We start from the raw sequence: 18,933 nt of genomic DNA, 5'->3' as shown, positions 1-18,933 counted from the left end.
TGGGGAGGCCGAGTGTAGCGAAAATCGCCGCCGGGATCACGCCGCCTGCCGAAGCGGGGGCACGTTGCCCCTCAGCGCTGGCCCTGGTAGGGGGTCAGTTGCAGCTGATCTTCCCGGATGGCGAAGTGGATGGGGCCGTGCTCGATGTCGACCCTGTTGTGGTGATGGGCCATCTCCACCTCGACGCCGGGGAAGAGGCGCTGGGTGGCGATGATGTCCATGTTGGCCATGAGCGCCTGCAGCTCCCGCTGCGCCTCGGCGAGCTGTTCGTCCAGGCTCTTGCTCTCGTCGAACTGGCGGGTGCGCAGCGCCTTGATCTTCTGCAGGGTCTCGGGATTGCGCTTGTCACGGGGCAGTTGCAGCAGCCGCAGGATGAGATCCTGCAGCTTGTCTATCTGCTCGGCGCAGGTCTGTTTGCGCTGGCGCAGCGCCAGCTCCTGCTCCTTCTGGCTGAAATAGCCACCGAGGATCTGCAACCGGGTCCGGTTGGCCGCCGAGGCTCCGAGCACCGGGGCCATGATGAGCCGGTTGGCGATGTTGATGCCGCCGATGAGGTGCCCCTTGCGCATGGTGCTGTCCCCCACCTTGAGATCCTGGCCGCTGCGGCAATAGCAGTGGCTGAGCTGGCTCAGGATATGGATGTCGCCATCGGCCTCCAGCCTGGCGTACTGGGCATAGCTGGCGTGGATCTCCCCCCCGGCGTTGAGGTGGCAGAGGTATTCGTCGTCCGCCAGCTTGCGCCCTATGATGCCGTTGCGCACCGTGATGGTGCCGCCGGATTCGATGTAGCCGCCCTCGACGAAGCCGCCGATCACCACGTCCCCACTGGTCTTGACGCGCATGCCGGGCATGACGTCCCCGGTGACCAGCAGCGATCCCTCGAACTCGACGTGACCGTGGCGGATGTCGACCTGCTTGACGTTGAGTACCTCGTCGACCCGCATCCCGGCACGCTCCTGACAGGGGAGCCCCGGGCGGGTCGCCAGCAGCAGGTCCGGGTCCTCGGGGGAGAGGCAGGTGCCGTCACCCGGCGTCATGGCGCTCTCCTTGCCGTGGCGGGCGGTCAGGGTCTGGCCCGTCACGGTGAAGCCGTCGATGCCCTGGGTGGCGGGGTGCCTGCGCATCAGCAACGCCCCCGCCTTGACGGTGAGCAGGGTGCCGAGGTCGCGCATGTCCACCTTGCCGTGATCCCGCTCCTGGGGTTTGAGGATCCGCTCGGCTGCGGTCTCCACCAGCCGCTCCAGGCGGGTATCCAGGCCGTGCCTGGCGGCCTTGCCGAGGGCGATGACGGGATTGAGCTGGGCACCGGGTGCCGCCTCACCCGCTGCCTGGATGGCGGCGGCAAGGAGTCGCTCGCTCACCCCCTGCTTGACCGTGCTGGCCGCCAGGGCCTCCTGCAACTGGGCCAGGGTCAGGGGCTGGCCGCCCCAGTCCGCGGTGATCTGCGCCCTGGCGCTCATCTGGTCCTTCTCTACTTGGATGAGCAGCCTGGCATCCTGGCGCCGGGCAATGGGGACTGGCGGATGCGCGGGGGCATCCGGCTCTGCGATGAGGGCGTTGAGCAAGGTGACGGCTTCACGGATCCCCTCGCCGAGGGGTTCGTAGCGCCGGCAGTTGGAGAGTCGCAGCAGGGCCAGGACGTCGCTTTCCTGGATGGGCTCCGTGAGGCCCGGGGTGATGCGCAGGCAGACATAGCTCATGTCGGCCGACAGCTGAAACCACGCTTTGCTTAACACCGGGCCCTCCTTCGTTGTCCCTGTCCGGTTTACCCCATGCCGGGGCCTCTCCTTGCCGGCATCCCATGCCGCCGGGGCGGATCCAACGCGCAGTATTCGGGTATTTTTCCTTCCGGGTCAACGATCTGAATGCAAATGGGTGAGCCGGGTTGAGGAAATTTCGGCTGACGGGAGAGGGGCAGAGCCGGCCATGTCATGGGCTCCATTGCAGTTTTTTAGCGCAATATGCTGACGTTTTATGCTTTCGCTATCCAGAGTGTCCATCACGTTGAGGTAGGCGATGCAAATCACCTTGCCAGACAGGAAGAGAAGGATTTTAATCTGCCGCCGCCCCAGGGCGAGGACTCTGGTCGCCACCGATCAGCCCCTTTTTCTGTCCAACCGAACGAGCCCCATGACCGCCCAAGGCCACCTGCTGTTTTCCGTCACCTGCGTCCTGCTTGCCCACAAGGTCGAACTGACTCCGGCCCTGGCCGATGCCAGCCTGTGGCACATCGTTCCCATGGCCCTGGCGAGCGCCCTGCTGCCGGATCTCGATCACCCCCGCTCCCTGCTCGGGCGGCAACTGCCCTGGATCTCGGGGCCGCTCTCCCGGCTGTTCGGCCATCGCGGCTTCACCCACAGCCTGCTGGCGGTGGGGATGGGGGTCTGGGGGCTGGCCCAGGTGGAAGCCCCCTGGTTGCTGTCGGGGGCGGTGAAGGATGCTCTCATCGTGGGCTATCTCAGCCATCTGCTGGGGGACTGGCTCACCCCCATGGGCATTCCCCTGCTCTGGCCCTGGCGTCGGCGCTTTCGCCTGCCCGGCCTGCCCCTCAAGAGCGGCGGGGGCTACGAGAGGGCCTTCTGCCTGCTGACCCTGGCGCTCGCCGGGTACTGGGTCCATGGCGGCGCAGGCTTGGCTCACTTCTAGCCCCGGGCGCCCTCCTGGCATCTGGCCGTTCGGGTCAGGGTGAGGTAATCGGCGAGCACCGGCAGCCCCAGCAGGTGGCGGCGCAGCATGTCGAGGGCGGCGAAGGCGAGGATCCGGCGACCGCTCGCGGGATCCGGGTGGCTGACCCTGAGCGTCTGGCCGTGCAGTTGCCCGTCGGCGCAGAGCAGCAGCGGCACGCCGTCCGGCCCGGCACGGCCTATGGTGAGGCTCAGGGGAGCGGCGGGCACCGCCAGTTGAGTCAGATCGTCGCTCAGGGTGTGGCTGAAACCGGCGGTCAGGGCCGGGTGCCCGTGACACATGGCCAGCAGGGCGCCCCGGCTCTCCCCTTCCTGCAGGTGCAGCGACCGCTCCCCCAGCAGGGCCAGGATCTGGCTGGCAGGCGTCTCGTTGCCACGCCCCACCAGCCAGGGGGCGATGGCCGCAAGCAGCCTCGCCTCGGCGGCGTCCATGTCGGCGGTGCTGGCACCGTGACCGATGAGCTTGAGCTCGATGAGGGGCATGGAGGAGCGGTAGCCCAGCTCGATGCCGGCAGGCCAGGGGGCCGCATCCAGCATGTCGCTGAGGGCGGACTCCGAGACGCCGAAGGTGTAGAAACGGCGCAGCTCGGTGTCGGTTTCTTCCCCGGCCAGCGCCCTGAGGCGGGGCATGATCTGTTCGCGCACCATCTGCTTGAACTCGAACGGCACGCCCGGGGTGAAGAAGAGCCGGCTCTGGCCGTGGCTGGCCGGGTGGCAGACCACAAAGCCGCAGGCGGTGCCCACCGGGTTGTCGAGGATCTCGCAGTCCCGGGGCAGCCAGGCCTGCTTGGTGTTGCTCCGGGCCATGGTGCGGCCCCGGCTGGCATAGCGTTCGGCCATGGTGGCGAGCCAGTCCGGGAACAGGGTCAGGGGCTGGTCAAACGCCTCGGCCGCGGCCTGGGCGGTGAGGTCGTCCGCCGTGGGGCCGAGCCCTCCGCACACCAGGACCACCTCGGCGCGGTTGGCGCTCTCCTGCAGCACGGCTGTCAGATCCGCGAGGTTGTCCCCCACGGTGGCGCGGCGGCGCACCTGCCAGCCTTGCTCCAGCAAGAGGGCGCTGAGCCAGGCGGCATTGGTGTCCACCACCAGGCCGGTCACTATCTCGTCGCCTGTGCTGATGATCTCGATGCGCATGGGGACTCCTTGGGTGGGGCCAGCCCTCTCAGGGCTTGCCGTGTTCGAAGTAGTAGCTGATCCGGGTGCGGGGGTTGAGGTATTCGAACACCGCCGGGGGCAGGCGTTTGGGCTGGATCACCTTGGCGATGGTCAGCCCGGCCGCGTCGAGGTCGATGATGGCCGCCTCCTGGCGCGGAATGCGGGGGTCGTATACCAGCACGGCGGGGTAGAGCAGGCGGGAGGCGTTGACCGACATCACCAGCCCCACCTGGCCGTTGGAGAGCTGCACCACGCTACCCGGGGGGTAGACCCCCATCAGCCGGATCAGCATGCCGAGGTGATCGGCGTTGAACTGGGACTTGCGCTGCTTGTAGAGGCTGCCGAGGGCCGCGTAGGGCACCTTGGCCTCCAGGTGGCAGAGGTTGTCGTACTCGTTGATGAGGGAGACGATCTGGGTGAGGGGATCGAGCTGATCGCCCTTGAGCCCCTGGGGGCCGGTGCCGTCCAGGTACTCGTGGTGGTTCTGCACTATCTGCTTGGCTGCTTCCGGAAAATCGCTGACCAGCCCCAGCAGTTCCAGGCCGTAGCGGGGATGCTGGGCCATCAGGTTCTGCTCCGGCTTGGTCAGCGGCTCCGTCTTGCGCAGGATCTGGCTCGGGATCCTCAGCTTGCCGATGTCGTGGAACAGGGCCCCCATGCCGACCTGGCGGATCGCCTCGGCCGGCAACTTGCACTCCCGGGCGAGCAGCATGCTGAGCACGCTGACGTTGAGGGAGTGAAACTGCAGGCTGTTGCCATCATCGCTGTCGGAGACCAGGTGCAGCACCATCTCGTCCACCGAGAGGAGCTGCTCCGTCATGGCGTTGATCAGCTCCTGGGCCTCGCTGATGGCGTTGAGGGGGCGGGACTGGATCTTGCCCATGAGGTTGCGCACCTGGGCCAGGGATTGGCGGAACTGTTTCTCGCACTGCTGCAGGTCGCGGCGATAGCGCTGCAACTGCTCGATGCGCCGCAGTTTCTCCTGCTGCATCTCCTCCTGGCGGGCGACAAGACCCTCTCCTTCAACCTCATCCGCCTGGGACTGGGTTTGTCCGAGGGGCTTGGGCGGCGTGTCGCTCTTGTCGGGAATGATGGTCACCAGCTTGAGGCCAAGGCGACGAATGAGCTCGATCTCCTCCTCGCTCTTGAGCTTGAAGCTGGAGAACAGAAACGGGTGCTCACGCCATCCCAAAGGCAGGGAGACATAATTGCCGACTTGCAGCCGTTCTACGGAGATCTTGATTCCTGTCATGGGGTTGGGCACGAGGGACACACTGAGCCGTATGCTAGTCAAAGGGCGGGGTGAATACAAAAGGTATCTGATGACAGCGGGAGCGCTTTATTATAGGCTTCTAGATGTCCAGACATATTTACCGATGCAGTACAGGGAGTCAGCATGCCGATCAAGATCCCGGACCAGTTGCCCGCCGCCGAAGTGCTGGGGCAGGAGAACATCTTCGTGATGACGGAATCCCGGGCCGTCACCCAGAACATCCGCCCGCTGCGGGTGCTCATCCTCAATCTGATGCCCAAGAAGATAGAAACCGAGATCCAGCTGATGCGGATGCTCTCCAACTCGCCCTTGCAGGTGGACGTGGATCTGTTGCGCATCGACGATCGGGAGTCGAAAAACACGCCCCAGGCGCACCTGGAGAACTTCTATCACGATTTTGAGCAGGTGAGAGGCAACAACTACGACGGCATGATCATCACGGGGGCGCCGCTCGGGCTGGTGGAGTTCGAGGAGGTGGTCTATTGGCCCCGCATCGTCGAGATCATCGAGTGGTCCCATCAGCATGTCACCTCCACCCTCTTCCTCTGCTGGGCGGTGCAGGCGGCGCTGAAAGCCTTGTACGGCATGGAAAAGCAGACCCACGGCGAGAAGCTCTCCGGGGTCTATCGCCACCACCGCCTCGACGAGCACGAGGCGCTGCTGCGCGGCTTCGATGACGAATTCGTGGCGCCCCACTCCCGCTATGCGGCCTTCGACGGGGATCTCATTCGCGCCCACACTGATCTGCAGATCTTCGCCGAGTCGGAAGAGGCGGGCGTCTATCTGGCCGCCACCAAGGATTGTCGCCAGGTGTTCGTCACCGGCCATCCGGAATATGACGCTCTGACCCTGGATGGGGAATACCGGCGGGATCTGGCGGCCGGGCTCACCCCCGTCATTCCGGTCAACTATTACCCGAACAACGACCCAAGCCAGACCCCGCGCGCCACCTGGCGTAGCCACGGTCACCTGCTGTTTTCCAACTGGCTCAACTATTACGTCTACCAGTTGACCAGCTACAAGGTGGAAGACATCGGCAAGGTGTTTACCTACCAGCAGCCCAAGGGATAGAGCCCATCAGTCCGCCCCGGCCAGCCGCCGTCCACGGGTATCGAGCCAGTGACGGTGGCAGGCCAGGGTGAAGGCCCGTGGCCGTCTGGCCCGGATGAGGGTCATGGCCTCCTGCTGGGGCAGCCCCTGGGTCATCAGCAGCAGGGCGGCCGCCAGCCCGGTACGCCCGCTTCCGCCGTGGCAGTGAATGGCAAGGTGCCGTCCCTCGCGCAGCAGGGCGAGCAGTCGGGGTTGCACCCCGGGCCAGGCCTGTTCGAAGGCGGCATCCGGTGCCTCGTCATCCGCAATGGGCAGATGGAACCAGCTCATGCCTCTGGCCTGCACCAGCTGCCCGAGAGAGAGGGGCCCGCACAGGGCCAGCTCCTCCACCGTCATCAGGGTCAGCACCCCGCCGGCACCGGCCAGCTGCAACTGGGCAAGGGCGTCGGCCATGGGGACCTGCTGGCTGCCGGGGCAGGGGGTGAGCAGGAGCTGGCCGTCGAGCCGTGGAACGTCCAGGCTCCAGAAGGGATGGGCACTGAGCATGGGGTTCCTCGTGGTGGCCGGGATCAACGGGATCGGCATCCCGCGGGTGCGGCACAGCATAGAGGGGCCGGAGGCGATGTCAATCTGCGTTGTGTTCGGCCCGGTTTACGGGCAGAGTCTAAAAAAATCGAGCGATGCAAGGAGTAAAGATGAGAAACCTGGATCAACTGGACTTGGACATCCTGGCCCATCTGTTTCGCGATGCGGGCATGACCAACAAGGATTTGGCGGCCCTGGTCGGGGTGGCGCCGTCCACCTGTCTGGAGCGGGTGCGCAAGCTGCAGCAGGATGGCGTGCTCAAGGGGGCGCACTGCGAGGTGGATTACCAGGCCCTGGGCGGTCACATCCAGGCCATGGTCTCCCTGCAACTGGCCCGTCACAGCCGCCAGATCATCGATGCGTTTCGCGACGCCATCCTGGCCCTGCCCGAGGTGATCAGCCTGTTTCACATGGGCGGCAAGGATGATTTCCTGGTGCACCTGTGCGTCTCAGATACCGAACACCTGCGCAATTTCGTCTTCGATCACTTCACCTCCCGGGAAGAGGTGGTGCACCTCGAGACCTCCCTGGTGTTCGAGCACAGGTTCAGCCGCTCGCTTCCCTGCTTCCCCCACCCCTGACGGGGCGAGCCGCAAGAAAAAACCGCCCGAGGGCGGTTTTTTGTGGGCGGTTCCTCAGTTGAGAGCCAGCCGGCTGTCCTGCGCCGTCCGGTAGAGCCCCTGCTGATAGGCCAGGCTGCCCCACAGGACCAGCCCCAGGGCGGCATCTTTCATGGTGTCCGGCTGCTGCGCCGGGGTGAGCGTTTCAGTCGCATCCTCGTAGATGAAGCCTTCCGGCGCCCGCTCGGGCTGCAGGATCACCACATCCTTGCCACGCATCAGGGCGAAGTTCTTGTCGTACTGCATGATGGCGCGTCCCGGCCAGTCGGCGGGCATGCGGGTGAGATCCTTGCCCAGCATGGGGTAGTCGGCACTGATGCCCATGAGGGAGAGCAGGGTCGGGGCCATGTCGATCTGGCTGACGATGCGGGGATCCTTTCTCGGTGCTATGCCGTCCCCCAGGATGACCCCCGGGATGTGGAAGCGGGGGATGGGCACCAGGCTGGCTCCCCCGACCCGGCTGTCGTGATCGGCGATGACCAGGAACAGGGTGTCCTTCCAGTAGTCCGATGCCCTGGCCTTCTTGAAGAACTCGCCGACGGCGTAGTCCGCGTACTTGGCGGCGTTGTTGCGGGTCTGCTTGGGCTGCTCGTACAGGGCGATGCGGTTGTCGGGGAACTCGAAGGGATCGTGGTTGCTGGAGCTGAACACCAGGCTGAAGAAGGGTTTGCCCTCCTTGTGCAGCGCCGCGAAGGTCTCGTTGGCCTTGGCCATCAGATCTTCATCCGAGGCGCCCCAGGATCCCTCGAACACCGGGTTCTTGAAGTCCTTCTGCTCGACGATGGTGGTGAAGCCGTTGCCGAGGAAGAAGCTGCGCATGTTGTCGAAGTGGCTCTCGCCGCCATAGATGAAGCTGGTGTCATAGCCTCGCTGCTTGAGCAGGTCGGCGATGGTGAAGAAGTTGGTCTGGCTCTTGCCGAGCTTGACCACGGCCTGGGCCGGGGTCGGTGTGAAGCCGGTGAGCACCGCCTCGATGCCGCGTACCGAACGGGTACCGGTGGCGTAGAGCTGCTCGAACGCCCAACCCTCTTTCGACAAGGCATCGATGTTCGGGGTGAGCGGCAGGCCGCCGAGGGAGCCGACGAACTGGGCCCCCAGGCTCTCTTGCAGCAGGATCACCAGGTTTTTGGGCTTGCCCTGGTAGCTGGCCGTGTTGAAGGTCTGGCTCGGCAGATCGGCAGAGGTGAAATCGCCGAGAGGGCGACCGCTCTCCTCGCGGACTATGTCGAGTACCTGATGGTCAGCCATCTTGCCGTAAAACTGGCTGGCGTCCTCCTCGGCCCCCATCTGCTTGATGGCAAAGAAGAGGGAGTAGGCGGAGTTGACGGTGAGGGCGTTGACCAGGGGATCGTCGGCAAAGGCCACCATGGCCGGATTCAGGGCGCGATGGCCGAGACTGGAGCGGGCGCCGAGGAAGCCGACGGCGAGGATCAGCAGGGCGAAGGCGGGGCGCCAGTACCAGCGGGGGAAGCTTAGGTCACGCACCAGGCGGCCGCTCAGCCACCAGCCACCGCCCAGCACGGCGCCGCTGAAGATCACGGCCAGCAGCAGCTCGCCCTTGCGGCCAGCCCACAGCATGGAGAGCACCTCCTTCGGATAGATGAGGTACTCCACATAGAGGCGGTTGGGGCGCACCCCGTATTCGGTGACGAAGGCGGGAGTGGAGATCTCGAGAAAGAGCATCAGCCAGAGCCCCAGGGTGAGCCAGATCCGGATAAGCTGCATCCAGAGCCGCCCCGGCGCGTGGGGTCCGGCCAGCAACTGGGTCAAGACGGCGGGTACGCCCCAGACCCAGCAGAGGGTGGCGACGTCGACGCGAATGCCTTGCAGCAGCATCTCCTGCCAGCCAGAGACGGCATCCACCCGTTCCAGTTGCCAGAGCCCCAGGCCAAGGCGGCTGACGGTCAGGGAGATGAGCGCGATCAATGAAAAGACGGCGATGGGCCAAACCGGTCCCAGCCATTGTCTGATGGTGGTCATATTGTTCCTGCAAACCTGTTTGCGCCCAGTCCCCGGACGCATTGTTGTTATGGTGCAGGAGTATGACAGTGGCGCCTGGCAAAGGTTGCATGGGGGTGAGGTATAAATGGAGAAGCTGGCACGTTTTATGATTTTTTTGTGACGGGATGCAGGGTTCGAAGAGAGCATAAAACGCTGGGGAAACTGTGATCCTGCTGGCACATCGAGACAATGGTCGTGCCTATAATGGCGCCGGATTTCTCAATCGGAGCCGAAGGGATGCCGGTCTTCATCGATGTGGAATATATGCAGGGCTGGTCTTTGTTCGTGGTGCTCTCCGACGGCACCACAGGCGTGCTGGATCTCACCCCCTGGCGCGGCCAGCCGCTGTTTGCGGCCATGGAGACCGAGCGTCGCTTCGCCCGTGTCTTCATCGATGATCGCCATCAACTGGCGTGGCCCTCGGGCTTCACCCTGGCGGCCCACGAGGTCTACCACCTGATCCTGCCCATCGACGAGCGCGCCGCCTTCCCCGATCGCAACATGCATCGTTTCTGACATGCTAACTCGTTGAGTCAGGTAACGTTTTCAGTCACAGACCCGCGTCGGTCAGGTCGTTATCATGACCCCAGTGCGGCGCTTTGGGCGCCCATCCACCACAGCGGGAACATAACAATGAAACAAGGAACGTTGCGTCGTGGCGGCCTCATCGGGGCCGCCCTGTTACTGACGGCTTGCGGCAGCGGGGGAGGCGGTGGCAGCAGTGACCCCCAGCCCCCGGTGGTCAATCCGCCCCCTGCGTCGGCCAGCCGCGCCTGCTACGGCAATGATCAGCCAGCCTGCAACCTGCGCACCTACCAGGTGATGGTGGAGTCCTTCGTCGACGGCGACGGTAGCGCCAACTACGGCGTCGGTTACGGCCCCTCCCGGCACAACGGCGATCTGCAGGGGATCATCGACAGCCTCGACCACATCAAGAGCCTCAACGTCAACGCCATCTGGCTCACGCCGGTGTTTGACTCCTGCGCCGGCCAGGCCGGGGACGACCGGCTGGATGCCACCGGCTACTTCGCCTGTGACTTCTTCAACGTGGATCCCAACTTCGGCAGCAACGCCCAGCTTAAAAAACTGGTGGACGGGGCGCACCAGCGCGGGCTCTATGTCTTCCTCGACGGGGTGTTCGGCCACGTCAACAAGGTGGGGGTGAGCAAGCCTTCACCAGAGGGGCGGCTGCCTGCCCTCAAGAGCGGCGGCGCAGGCTACCCGGGTCAGCTGGTGGATTACGGCCAGCCCGAGAGTCTGGCCTACTTCAAGGAGGTGGCCCGTTACTGGGTCGAGCAGTACGGCATCGACGGCTGGCGCCTCGATCAGGCTTATCAGTTGGGGCTGGATGACTGGCGCGCCATTCGCAGCGAGGTGGCCCAGGCCAGCGCGGCGCGCAAGGCCGCCGGCCAGCAGTGGGGCACCCTCGGCTACATGGTGGGGGAAGTGTGGAAGGGCGCCGACGAGATCCGCGCCCAGGCCTATGGCCCGAGCGACAACCCGGCGCTCTCTTCGGCGTTCGACTTCCCCCTGCGCTACGGTTTGGTACAGGCGCTGGCGGTGGAAGAGTCCGGCAAAGGCGGGCAGGGGGCCAGCGTGCTCGACGCCAGCTGGAACAAGGTGGAGAACTACCCGGACCATGCCATGCCCAACCTGATGCTGGGCAACCACGATCTGGTGCGCTTCGGCGATCTGCTGGAGCGGGGCAACTTCAATGGGGCGGATTACTGGCAGCGCCACAAGGCGGCCTTCAGCTTCATGGCCGCCCGCTCCGGTCCCATTACCTTCTACTATGGCGAGGAGTTTGGCGACGAGGTGCCTGGCTTTGCCAGTCAGGTGGGGGGCGACTGTGCGGCCCAGGGGCTCTGCGATGATCACGTGGCCCGCAGCGATGGCAAGGTGCCCGGTGTCACCGGCTTCGTGCCGAGCAGCGAGCAGAGCGATCTGAAGCAGTGGCTCAGCCAGCTGCTGGCCCTGCGCGCCGCCCACCCCGCCCTCTATCAGGGGGAGCGGGTCAAGCTGGTGGCCGAGGGGAGCGTCTATGGCGACATCAAGCAGACGGCGGGCGAGCAAGTAGTCTACCTGCTCAATGTCTCCACCACGCCTCAGAGCTACGCCGTGCCGGTCGGCAAGCTGCGCAGCGGCAGCGCCCTGGTGGATCTGCAGAGCGGCGAGAACCTGGCCATCGGTGGCAGCAGCGTGACGGTGGACTTGCCACCCCTCACCGGCCGCTTCCTGCTGGTACGCTGAGGGAGGCGGGCAACAAAAAGGGCTCCATGATGGAGCCCTTTTTCATGGTGGCGGCTTACTTCTCGATGCCGCTGCCCAGATCGTCCCGGCGGGAAGAGACCGAGGGCTCGGCCCCGTGGCGCCAGTGTTCCAGCCGGTTGTGCACCCCGCGGCGCAGGCTCTTGAAGCTGGCTTCCAGGTAGTCCACCCCCACCAGGATGGAGAGGGTGACGACGGTGAGCAGCAGCGCCTGATGCAGCATGTCCATGCCGATGAGGGCGCCGAGGGCGGCCAGCATCCAGATGGCGGCGGCGGAGGTCACCCCCAGCACCTGACCATCCCGGGTCATCATGACCCCGGCCCCGAGAAAGCCGACCCCGGTGATGAGCTGACCCAGCACCCGCGCCTGATCGGCGCCCTGAGGACTGACGGCGGCGCCGATGGCGAGAAAACAGTAGGTGCCGAGCACGATGAGGGAAGAGGTGCGGATCCCCACCGGTTTGCCGCGAAGCTGCCGCTCCAGCCCCACCAGGGTGCCACACACCAGACAGACCAGGATGTTCTCCCAGCCAAGGGGCGCGATGTCCCACCACTGCATTGTCATCATATCCACCTCTGCTCGCGATGCTTGTTATCCTGTCGCGCTCTGCCCCCGGTTCTCCAGCCGCTGGCGGAAGGCCCGGGCGAGGCGCTCGTAGAGGTCCTTTGCCTCCCTGTCTTCAATATCGCCACGTATCCAGGGGTTGTCGATGATTTCCAGCAACACGCAGCCCTGACCCTGCTGGCGCAGATCCACCCCGAACAGGCCGTTGCCGAGCTGGTGCACGGCGCGGCGGGCGGTTTGCAGCACCCGCTCCGGCACGTCGCTGAGGGGCAGCGCCTCGATGCGGCTCATGTCGAGGGGGTGTTTGCGGCGACGGATGCGGTTGCCGGGTTCGGGTCGGTAGCGGCGGCAGGCGAACAGCGGCGAGCCGTCGAGAAAGCCGATGCGCCAGTCGAACTCGGCAGGGATCCGGCTCTGGACCAGCAGCAGGGCGGAGCGGGCCAGCCCCTCATCCAGCAGGCGGGCGAGCTGGATGTCATCGCCGGCCATGGCGAGGTCGCGCCCCTGGGCGCCGTCGGGGATCTTCACCATCAGTGGCAGACCGAGGCGCTGCACCAGTTCGTCCACATGCTGGCGGCCGCGGCGGGTCACGACGGTGGTGGGGGGCATGGGCACGCCGCTGCGCACCATCAGCTCGTAGAGATAGAGCTTGTTGCTGCAGGCGAGGATGGCACGGGAGCTGTCGATGACCGGCATCTTGAGCTGCTCGGCACGGCGGGCAAACTCGAAGGTGTAGTGGCCGACCGCGGTCTCGGCGCGCAGCCAGAGGGTGTCGAACTCCGGCAACCGTTCGATGGCCGAGGGAGGCAGGATCTCGGCCTGGATCCCCTGGGCAGCGGCCGCCTTGATGAAACGCTCCAGCGCCAGGGCATCGCTGCTGGCGCGGCCGTCGTTGGGGTCGACCAGGATGGCGAGCTGGTAGCGTGGTGCCGTCTGCTCCTCGTCCCCCGTGCCCACCAGCGCCTGGGCGTGCTGCACCATCAGCGCCTTCTCGCTCGGGCTCAGCGCCAGCGGTGACAGGCTCTCCTGCTGGCGCACCGACCAGCCGTGGCGACCGCGCTTGAGGGTCAGCTCCTGCAGCGGCAACTGGCTCAGGCCGTAGTAATAGCGGGCGAGTCCCGCCAGCTCGCTCTGTTCGCACTGGCCGAAGATGGCGCGCACCCGGATCCTGTCTTCGCTCTGCTGGGCCAGCCAGCCCTGCAATTTGCGCCACAGTTTGGCGGGGGGCTGCTGGGGTTGCAGCCGGCTGATGGCCTGCAATCCCGGCAGGCAGTGGTGGCCGCGGGCCTGGGCCAGCAGGGAGCAGTAATAACCGGCCCCCAGGTGTTCCAGGCTGCGGCAGAGGTTGATGATGCGCGGACGCCCCCCTGTGGTGGGCAGACCGTGTTGCAGGTAGGTGCGGGCGGTCAGCAGATAGTCGGCATGGCAGGGCCAGTCGCCCGGCTCCTCGACGATGACATAGGTACTCATATTTTCAGGCTCCACAGAAAGGACTGCCAGAAACGGCAGGATCCCCAGTGGGCTTCGATGCACCGACAAGCACGACAATGGCGCGAGGGGAAACAAGAGGTTACAGTGCCTAATATTCTGCCTTGGTAACTTGTGATACAAGTCGCATTTCTGGTGCTGAGGATAAATAACCGAACAAGGACTCCCCGTGTTGACCGTGCGCGCCGCCCGAGCCGATGATTTGGGCGCCATCGTGAAGCTGGAACGCTACTGTTTTCCCCCCGAGGTCGCCTTCGGCCGCAGCCGCTGGCACTATCTGCTCAATCAGGCCAAGGGGCGCACCCTGCTGCTGCAAGACGAGAAGGCGCAGGTGATGGGCTATGTGAGCGTGCTGGAGCACAAAGGCTGGGATCGTCTCATCATCCAGACCCTCGCCATCCGCTGGACCGTCCGCCGTCAGGGGTGGGCACGCCGCCTGCTGGAGCAGGTGATCCGGGAAGGGCGCGAGGCCGGCTGGGGGGCGATTCGCCTCGAGGTCGCCGACGCCAACCCAGAAGCCAGGACCCTCTATCAGGGGCTGGGGTTTCGCCCCGGGGTACGGCTGCCCGATTATTACGGGCCAGGCCAGCATGCCCACCGCCTGGTGCTGGCGCTGGGGGATGAGCGGCAGGCGCCATCATGAGTTGCGAGGATTGCCTGGCCACCGCCATCAGGGCCAAGCTCGGGCGCTGCCCGGTCTGCGCCGCCCAGACCTTTCTCATCGGGGTCGTCGGCTGGCTGGTCTGGTGGTGGTGCGGCGCCGATACCTCGGTCAACGCCCTGACCGGCCTGCTGTTTGCGCTGGGGGGCTCGGGTCTCTTCCTGCTGCATCTGGCGGTGTTCGCATGGCGAAAGCTGGGCAAGCGCGACATATAACGTGCTGATTTTTCAAGAAGACAAATAACAATGGAGGTTCACATGATTGCAATGGTAACGGGCGCCTCGTCCGGCTTTGGTGAGGCCATCAGCCGCCTGCTGGTGAGCGCTGGCCACCGGGTGATCGGCACTGGGCGTCGCGCCGAACGGCTGGCCGCCCTGTCCGAGGAGCTGGGCGAGCAGTTCCTGCCTCTGGTGTTCGACGTCCAGGACAAGGCTGCCACCCGCGCCGCCATCAAGGGGCTGCCGACCGAATGGCAACAGGTGGACCTGTTGGTCAACAACGCTGGCCTGGCACTGGGGCTGGAGCCTGCCCACAAGGCGGATCTGGAAGACTGGGAGCAGATGATCGCCACCAACATCAGCGGCCTGACCTTGATCACCCGGTTGCTGCTGCCGGGCATGGTGACGCGCAACCGCGGCCACGTCATCAACATCGGCTCCATCGCAGGGACCTATCCCTATCCGGGCGGCAACGTCTACGGCGCGACCAAGGCGTTCGTGAAGCAGTTCAGCCTCAACCTGCGTGCCGATCTGGCGGGCACGGCCATCCGCGTCACCAACGTGGAGCCCGGCCTGTGTGGTGGCACCGAGTTCTCCAACGTGCGCTTCCACGGCGACGACGCCAAGGCGGCCACCGTCTATCAGGGGGTGCAGGCCATCCTGCCGGAAGACATCGCCAATACCGTACTCTGGATCAGCGAGCAGCCCGCCCACGTCAACATCAACAGCATCGAGATCATGCCGGTGGCCCAGACCTTCGGCCCGCTCCACATCAGCCGTCGCTGATGTCATGACGAGCCGACTTCTGTCCACAAGAGGCGCCTTCGGGCGCCTTTTTTTGATGGGTCTGGTCGCACTCGTCATGGAGTGCAGAAGGAGGCGTGCTGCGACCCGTGCTGAACCATCGAAAGAGGGAGGACTCAAGTTGGCCTGCATTTTGCTGTCTCCGGCCCATGGCGGGGAAACCATCCCCGGAGCCGGCGAGGCCGGCAGTGAGCGTGGAGCCTTCATGGATATCAAACCCTATGGTCATCAACTCGCCCAGAGCGCGTCCCAGAACCGTGCCCTGGCGACCCTCAGCGACAGCGATGACAAGCAGAGCGGCTGGTCTCAGCAGGTCAGCCTCTCCAGTCAGGTGCTGACCGGCAAGGCGCAGCAGGCACTGACCTACGAGCATCTGGCCAGGAACGGCAAGAACACAGTCCTGACCGGTGGCGTCAAGGATGCGCGGGTGCAGCAGATGGTGGACAAGGCCCTGGGCTTTGATCGCAAAAAATTTGACGATCTCGAGCGTCAGCTCAAGGGGATAGCGGATGACAAGACGCTCTCTGCCGAGGAGCGCGAAACGCAGAGCAAGGACCTGGCCGCGCAGCGCGATGCCATGCTCAAGGAGGCCATGGATCGCCTCACCGGCAAATCCGCCTCCCAGGTATGACGTGATTCAAACGGAAATCTTTGGGCGTTAAAGGCAAGGGGTTGCCCCCTTGCCACGGGGCCGGCAGGCCGTGGGAGGCACGGCCTGACGTGGTCAGGGCTCAGGGACTCTGGGGGGCGATCCCGATGGCGATGGCGGTGGTCTGCACGGCCTTTATCTGGTCCCCCTTGGCGATGAGGGCGAACTGGGCCGGATCCTGCACCTTGAGGGCCAGGGTATGGTCGACCCCCTTGACCCGGATGGTCTGATGCGCCTTGTCCACATCGATGACGTCGGCATAGATGGTTACCTGCATGCCGGCGCCGGCAGCGGGTTTCTCCCCGGCGGCCGCCTTGCCCCCTTCCACTTCCACCACCCGTTTTCTCACCCCGGCGGTGCCCTTGAGCAGGGTCAGGTCCAGCAGTTGCAGATATCTCAAGGCCACGACATCTCCCACCTTGAGCTGGGGAAGGTTGGTCACCCCCTCCCCGGCGATCAGATCCAGGGTCTGCCCTTCGGCATTTTTCAGGCTGACCTTGCGGGTGGCCAGGTCGATGGCGGTGACGGTTGCCCTGGCGGTCAGTTCTTCGGCCAGGCTGGCTTGTCCGGGGGCCACGGCCACATGGGTGGTGACCTCGGCGGCATAGAGCAGGGGAGGGGCACAGAGGGTGAGGGCACCCGCAATCCAGGCGTGCTTCAGTTTCATGATAGAGACCCTGTGAGTGGGAAAGGGACCCCGGGAGGGGCTTGAGGGGGCGACGAACTCGTCTTCCCGCTATCACCATAGCAAAGCCGGGCAGGAGCGCCCGGCATCGGCAGGCTGGCATCGTATTTTTGACGACAGGCTCCCGTTTTTGACCTGATGGCACGGCAGGCGCACAATTCCCCGGCATGCAATCAACCGAGGGCTCTGCCGTGTACAACTTCCAATATGCCAATCCCACCCGCATCTGTTTTGGTGAAGGCCAGATCGCCAGGCTGCCCGAGCTGATCCCGGCCGGCAGCCGTCTGCTGGTGCTCTACGGGGGTGGCAGCATCAAGCAGAACGGGGTCTATGAGCAGTTGACCCAGGCGCTGGCGGGCCGGGAGTGGCTGGAGTTTCCCGGCATCGGCGCCAACCCCCAGTACGATCAGCTGATGGAGGCGGTGGCCCTGGTCAAGCGCGAGCGCATCGACTTCCTGCTGGCGGTGGGTGGCGGCTCCGTGGTGGATGGCACCAAGTTCGTGGCCGCCGCGGCCTGCTTCGAGGGGGACGATCCCTGGGAGATCCTGCGGGACAAGGCCCCCATCAAGGCAGCGCTGCCGCTGGGCTGCGTGTTGACCCTGCCGGCCACCGGCTCGGAGAGCAACCCCGCCGCCGTGGTGAGCCGGGGGGAGGCCAAGCTCTCCTTCTACAATCCGCTGGTGCAACCGGTGTTTGCGGTGCTGGATCCCGCCACCACCTACAGCCTTCCACCGCGCCAGGTGGGCAATGGCGTGGTGGATGCCTTCGTCCACATCCTCGAGCAGTACCTCACCTTCCCGGTGGGGGGCGAGGTGCAGGACCGGCTGGCGGAAGGGCTGCTGCAGGTGCTGGTGGACAACGGTCCGCGGGCGCTGGTGGAGCCCACCAACTACCAGGTGCGTGCCAACCTGATGTGGGCGGCCAGCCTGGCCCTCAACGGCCTCATCGGTCGCGGTGTGCCCCAGGACTGGTCCACCCACGCCATCGGTCACCAGCTCACCGCCCTGCACGGGCTGGATCATGCCCAGAGTCTGGCGGTGGTGCTGCCCTCCCTGCTGCGGGAGCAATCGGCCCAGAAGCAGGAGAAGCTGGCCCAGTTCGCCGAGCGAGTATGGCACTCCAGCCGCGAGGACAAGGCACTGCGCATCGAGGAGGCGATCATCCGTACCGAGCAGTTCTTCCAGCAGATGGGGGTGGGTACCCGCCTCGCCGACTATGGTCTGGATGCGCGCTGCATCCCGGGGATCTGTTCCAACCTCAAGCTGTTCGGCCTGACCGCCCTCGGGGAGCAGCAGGACATTGATCCCGACAAGGTAGCGCGGATCCTCTCTCGCGCCCTCTAGGCCTGAGTCCCTTGGCCAAGGGGCGATCTGGACAATAAGTGCGGCCAGGATCCTGTCCCACGCGCTTTGATATCTGGCTGACGGCCGGAAAAGAGAACGCCCCGATCATCGGGGCGTTTTGCAGGGTGTCACCGGGGCACCGCCGTTTATTCGGCGCTGCGGTCCAGCTCGCGCTCCAGCGCTGCCGCCTTCTGGCGAGCCGGATAGGTGTTGAGTCGCTGCCAGTAGGCCTCAAGGTGCGGGAACTGGGCCAGCTGGCCGCTCTGGGCCAGCAGATCCACCAGGAAGGAGTTCAGGATGTCGGCGCCGGTGAGGCGATCGGCCACTAGGTAGCTGCGGTTTGCCAGCACCTCATCGAGATAACCCAGCACCTTGGCGCACTCGGCTTTGGCGTAGTCCGGCAGGAAGCGCATCGGGCTGCCATCCTTGCGCACGAACATGTCGAGCAGCAGCGGCAGAATGCCGGAGCTCTCGGCGAAGTGGAGCCACTGCAGGTATTCGGGATACTCCGGGCTGTCGGTGGCCGGTGCCAGCCGTTCCGGAGCGTGGCGGGCGATCAGGTACTCGGTGATGGCGCCCGATTCCGCCAGCACCCGGCCGTCAAACTCGATGACCGGCGACTTGCCGAGGGGGTGGACGGCCTTGAGCTCGGGCGGCGCCAGAAAGGTGGTAGCATCGCGCTGGTAGGCCTTGATCTGGTAGGGCAGGCCCAGCTCTTCAAGCAGCCAGATGATGCGCTGGGAGCGGGATTTGTTCAGGTGGTGCAGGACTATCATGGAAACCTCGACGCAGTGACGGAAGGCGGTGATCATGTACAGGATCTTTAGCTACAACCAATTGAAATAGATAGAAAAAAGGCTTCGTTTGTGATCTGATTTAATCGC

19 protein-coding genes are annotated in these 18,933 nt (G+C 65.1%); 10 read left to right on the top strand and 9 right to left on the bottom strand.

Annotated features, from left to right (window positions below):
• Nucleotides 1-71: 71 nt before the first annotated feature.
• The gene (locus PG896_RS12235; RefSeq protein ID WP_333563596.1) at nt 72-1,736 is read right to left on the bottom strand and encodes a DUF342 domain-containing protein; all 1,665 of its coding nucleotides are present in this window, start codon (nt 1,734-1,736) and stop codon (nt 72-74) included.
• A 394-nt stretch (nt 1,737-2,130) separates the two neighbouring features.
• Between PG896_RS12235 and PG896_RS12230 the strand changes: the two genes are divergently transcribed.
• On the top strand, nt 2,131-2,646 hold the full coding sequence (locus PG896_RS12230) for a metal-dependent hydrolase (RefSeq protein ID WP_010672710.1): 516 nt from the start codon (nt 2,131-2,133) through the stop codon (nt 2,644-2,646).
• Here the strand turns inward: PG896_RS12230 and PG896_RS12225 are convergent.
• Together PG896_RS12225 and PG896_RS12220 are read right to left on the bottom strand one after the other, a co-directional pair.
• Nucleotides 2,643-3,818: a CinA family nicotinamide mononucleotide deamidase-related protein gene (locus PG896_RS12225; protein WP_270835759.1), complete on the bottom strand. Its 1,176-nt coding sequence runs from the start codon at nt 3,816-3,818 to the stop codon at nt 2,643-2,645. The genes PG896_RS12230 and PG896_RS12225 overlap by 4 nt on opposite strands.
• 28 nt (nt 3,819-3,846) lie before the next feature.
• Complete coding sequence (locus PG896_RS12220; RefSeq protein WP_041212363.1) at nt 3,847-5,091, bottom strand: HD-GYP domain-containing protein; 1,245 nt, start codon at nt 5,089-5,091, stop codon at nt 3,847-3,849.
• A gap of 144 nt (nt 5,092-5,235) precedes the next feature.
• Between PG896_RS12220 and metA the strand changes: the two genes are divergently transcribed.
• The gene (gene metA / locus PG896_RS12215) at nt 5,236-6,183 is read left to right on the top strand and encodes a homoserine O-acetyltransferase MetA (RefSeq protein ID WP_010672713.1); all 948 of its coding nucleotides are present in this window, start codon (nt 5,236-5,238) and stop codon (nt 6,181-6,183) included.
• 6 nt (nt 6,184-6,189) lie between these two features.
• Here the strand turns inward: metA and PG896_RS12210 are convergent, their stop codons facing one another.
• A complete protein-coding gene (locus PG896_RS12210) occupies nt 6,190-6,708 on the bottom strand; it encodes a phosphatase domain-containing protein (RefSeq protein WP_010672714.1) in 519 nt (172 codons plus the stop codon).
• 149 nt (nt 6,709-6,857) lie between these two features.
• Here PG896_RS12210 and PG896_RS12205 point away from each other — a divergent pair, with 149 nt between their 5' ends.
• The gene (locus PG896_RS12205; RefSeq protein WP_010672715.1) at nt 6,858-7,328 is read left to right on the top strand and encodes an Lrp/AsnC family transcriptional regulator; all 471 of its coding nucleotides are present in this window, start codon (nt 6,858-6,860) and stop codon (nt 7,326-7,328) included.
• A gap of 54 nt (nt 7,329-7,382) precedes the next feature.
• On the opposite strand, the gene PG896_RS12200 is transcribed toward PG896_RS12205, so the two are convergent.
• Nucleotides 7,383-9,347: an LTA synthase family protein gene (locus PG896_RS12200; RefSeq protein ID WP_069785414.1), complete on the bottom strand. Its 1,965-nt coding sequence runs from the start codon at nt 9,345-9,347 to the stop codon at nt 7,383-7,385.
• A gap of 258 nt (nt 9,348-9,605) precedes the next feature.
• On the opposite strand from PG896_RS12200, the gene PG896_RS12195 reads away from it, so the two are divergent.
• Complete coding sequence (locus tag PG896_RS12195) at nt 9,606-9,884, top strand: DUF2442 domain-containing protein (RefSeq protein ID WP_039039795.1); 279 nt, start codon at nt 9,606-9,608, stop codon at nt 9,882-9,884.
• Nucleotides 9,885-10,001: 117 nt separating this feature from the next.
• Nucleotides 10,002-11,618, top strand: coding sequence for an alpha-amylase family protein (locus PG896_RS12190; RefSeq protein ID WP_270835758.1), 1,617 nt, complete (start codon nt 10,002-10,004; stop codon nt 11,616-11,618).
• 55 nt (nt 11,619-11,673) lie between these two features.
• On the opposite strand, the gene PG896_RS12185 is transcribed toward PG896_RS12190, so the two are convergent.
• The gene (locus PG896_RS12185; protein ID WP_039039793.1) at nt 11,674-12,204 is read right to left on the bottom strand and encodes an MgtC/SapB family protein; all 531 of its coding nucleotides are present in this window, start codon (nt 12,202-12,204) and stop codon (nt 11,674-11,676) included.
• A 24-nt stretch (nt 12,205-12,228) separates the two neighbouring features.
• Nucleotides 12,229-13,671 carry a RimK family protein gene (locus PG896_RS12180; RefSeq protein WP_043154036.1) on the bottom strand — a complete coding sequence of 481 codons (1,443 nt, stop codon included), beginning with the start codon at nt 13,669-13,671 and terminating at the stop codon, nt 12,229-12,231.
• Nucleotides 13,672-13,858: 187 nt separating this feature from the next.
• Between PG896_RS12180 and PG896_RS12175 the strand changes: the two genes are divergently transcribed.
• From PG896_RS12175 to PG896_RS12160, 4 genes are all read left to right on the top strand, one after another.
• Nucleotides 13,859-14,332 carry a GNAT family N-acetyltransferase gene (locus PG896_RS12175; protein ID WP_041212264.1) on the top strand — a complete coding sequence of 158 codons (474 nt, stop codon included), beginning with the start codon at nt 13,859-13,861 and terminating at the stop codon, nt 14,330-14,332.
• Nucleotides 14,329-14,565 (top strand): DUF3624 domain-containing protein, encoded by a 237-nt coding sequence (locus tag PG896_RS12170; RefSeq protein WP_041212265.1) that lies wholly within the window; start codon nt 14,329-14,331, stop codon nt 14,563-14,565. Before PG896_RS12175 ends, PG896_RS12170 begins: the two co-directional genes overlap by 4 nt.
• Nucleotides 14,566-14,607: 42 nt before the next feature.
• Nucleotides 14,608-15,354, top strand: a complete 747-nt coding sequence (locus PG896_RS12165) for an SDR family oxidoreductase (RefSeq protein ID WP_104455164.1) — start codon at nt 14,608-14,610, stop codon at nt 15,352-15,354.
• Between the two features lie 223 nt (nt 15,355-15,577).
• Nucleotides 15,578-16,003, top strand: coding sequence for a hypothetical protein (locus tag PG896_RS12160; protein WP_104456047.1), 426 nt, complete (start codon nt 15,578-15,580; stop codon nt 16,001-16,003).
• Between the two features lie 100 nt (nt 16,004-16,103).
• On the opposite strand, the gene PG896_RS12155 is transcribed toward PG896_RS12160, so the two are convergent.
• Nucleotides 16,104-16,688: a hypothetical protein gene (locus tag PG896_RS12155; RefSeq protein WP_201956632.1), complete on the bottom strand. Its 585-nt coding sequence runs from the start codon at nt 16,686-16,688 to the stop codon at nt 16,104-16,106.
• Between the two features lie 185 nt (nt 16,689-16,873).
• Here PG896_RS12155 and PG896_RS12150 point away from each other — a divergent pair, with 185 nt between their 5' ends.
• Entirely contained in the window at nt 16,874-18,049 is a 1,176-nt protein-coding gene (locus PG896_RS12150) for an iron-containing alcohol dehydrogenase (protein WP_201956630.1), read from the top strand.
• Between the two features lie 146 nt (nt 18,050-18,195).
• Here PG896_RS12150 and PG896_RS12145 read toward each other — a convergent pair whose 3' ends face one another.
• A complete protein-coding gene (locus PG896_RS12145; RefSeq protein WP_182976278.1) occupies nt 18,196-18,825 on the bottom strand; it encodes a glutathione S-transferase family protein in 630 nt (209 codons plus the stop codon).
• Between the last annotated feature and the right edge of the window lie 108 nt (nt 18,826-18,933).

Source organism: Aeromonas sp. QDB30 (genome assembly GCF_027707645.1).
GTDB classification, from domain to species: Bacteria; Pseudomonadota; Gammaproteobacteria; order Enterobacterales; family Aeromonadaceae; genus Aeromonas; species Aeromonas caviae.
This window is presented reverse-complemented; position numbering and strand designations above follow the sequence as displayed.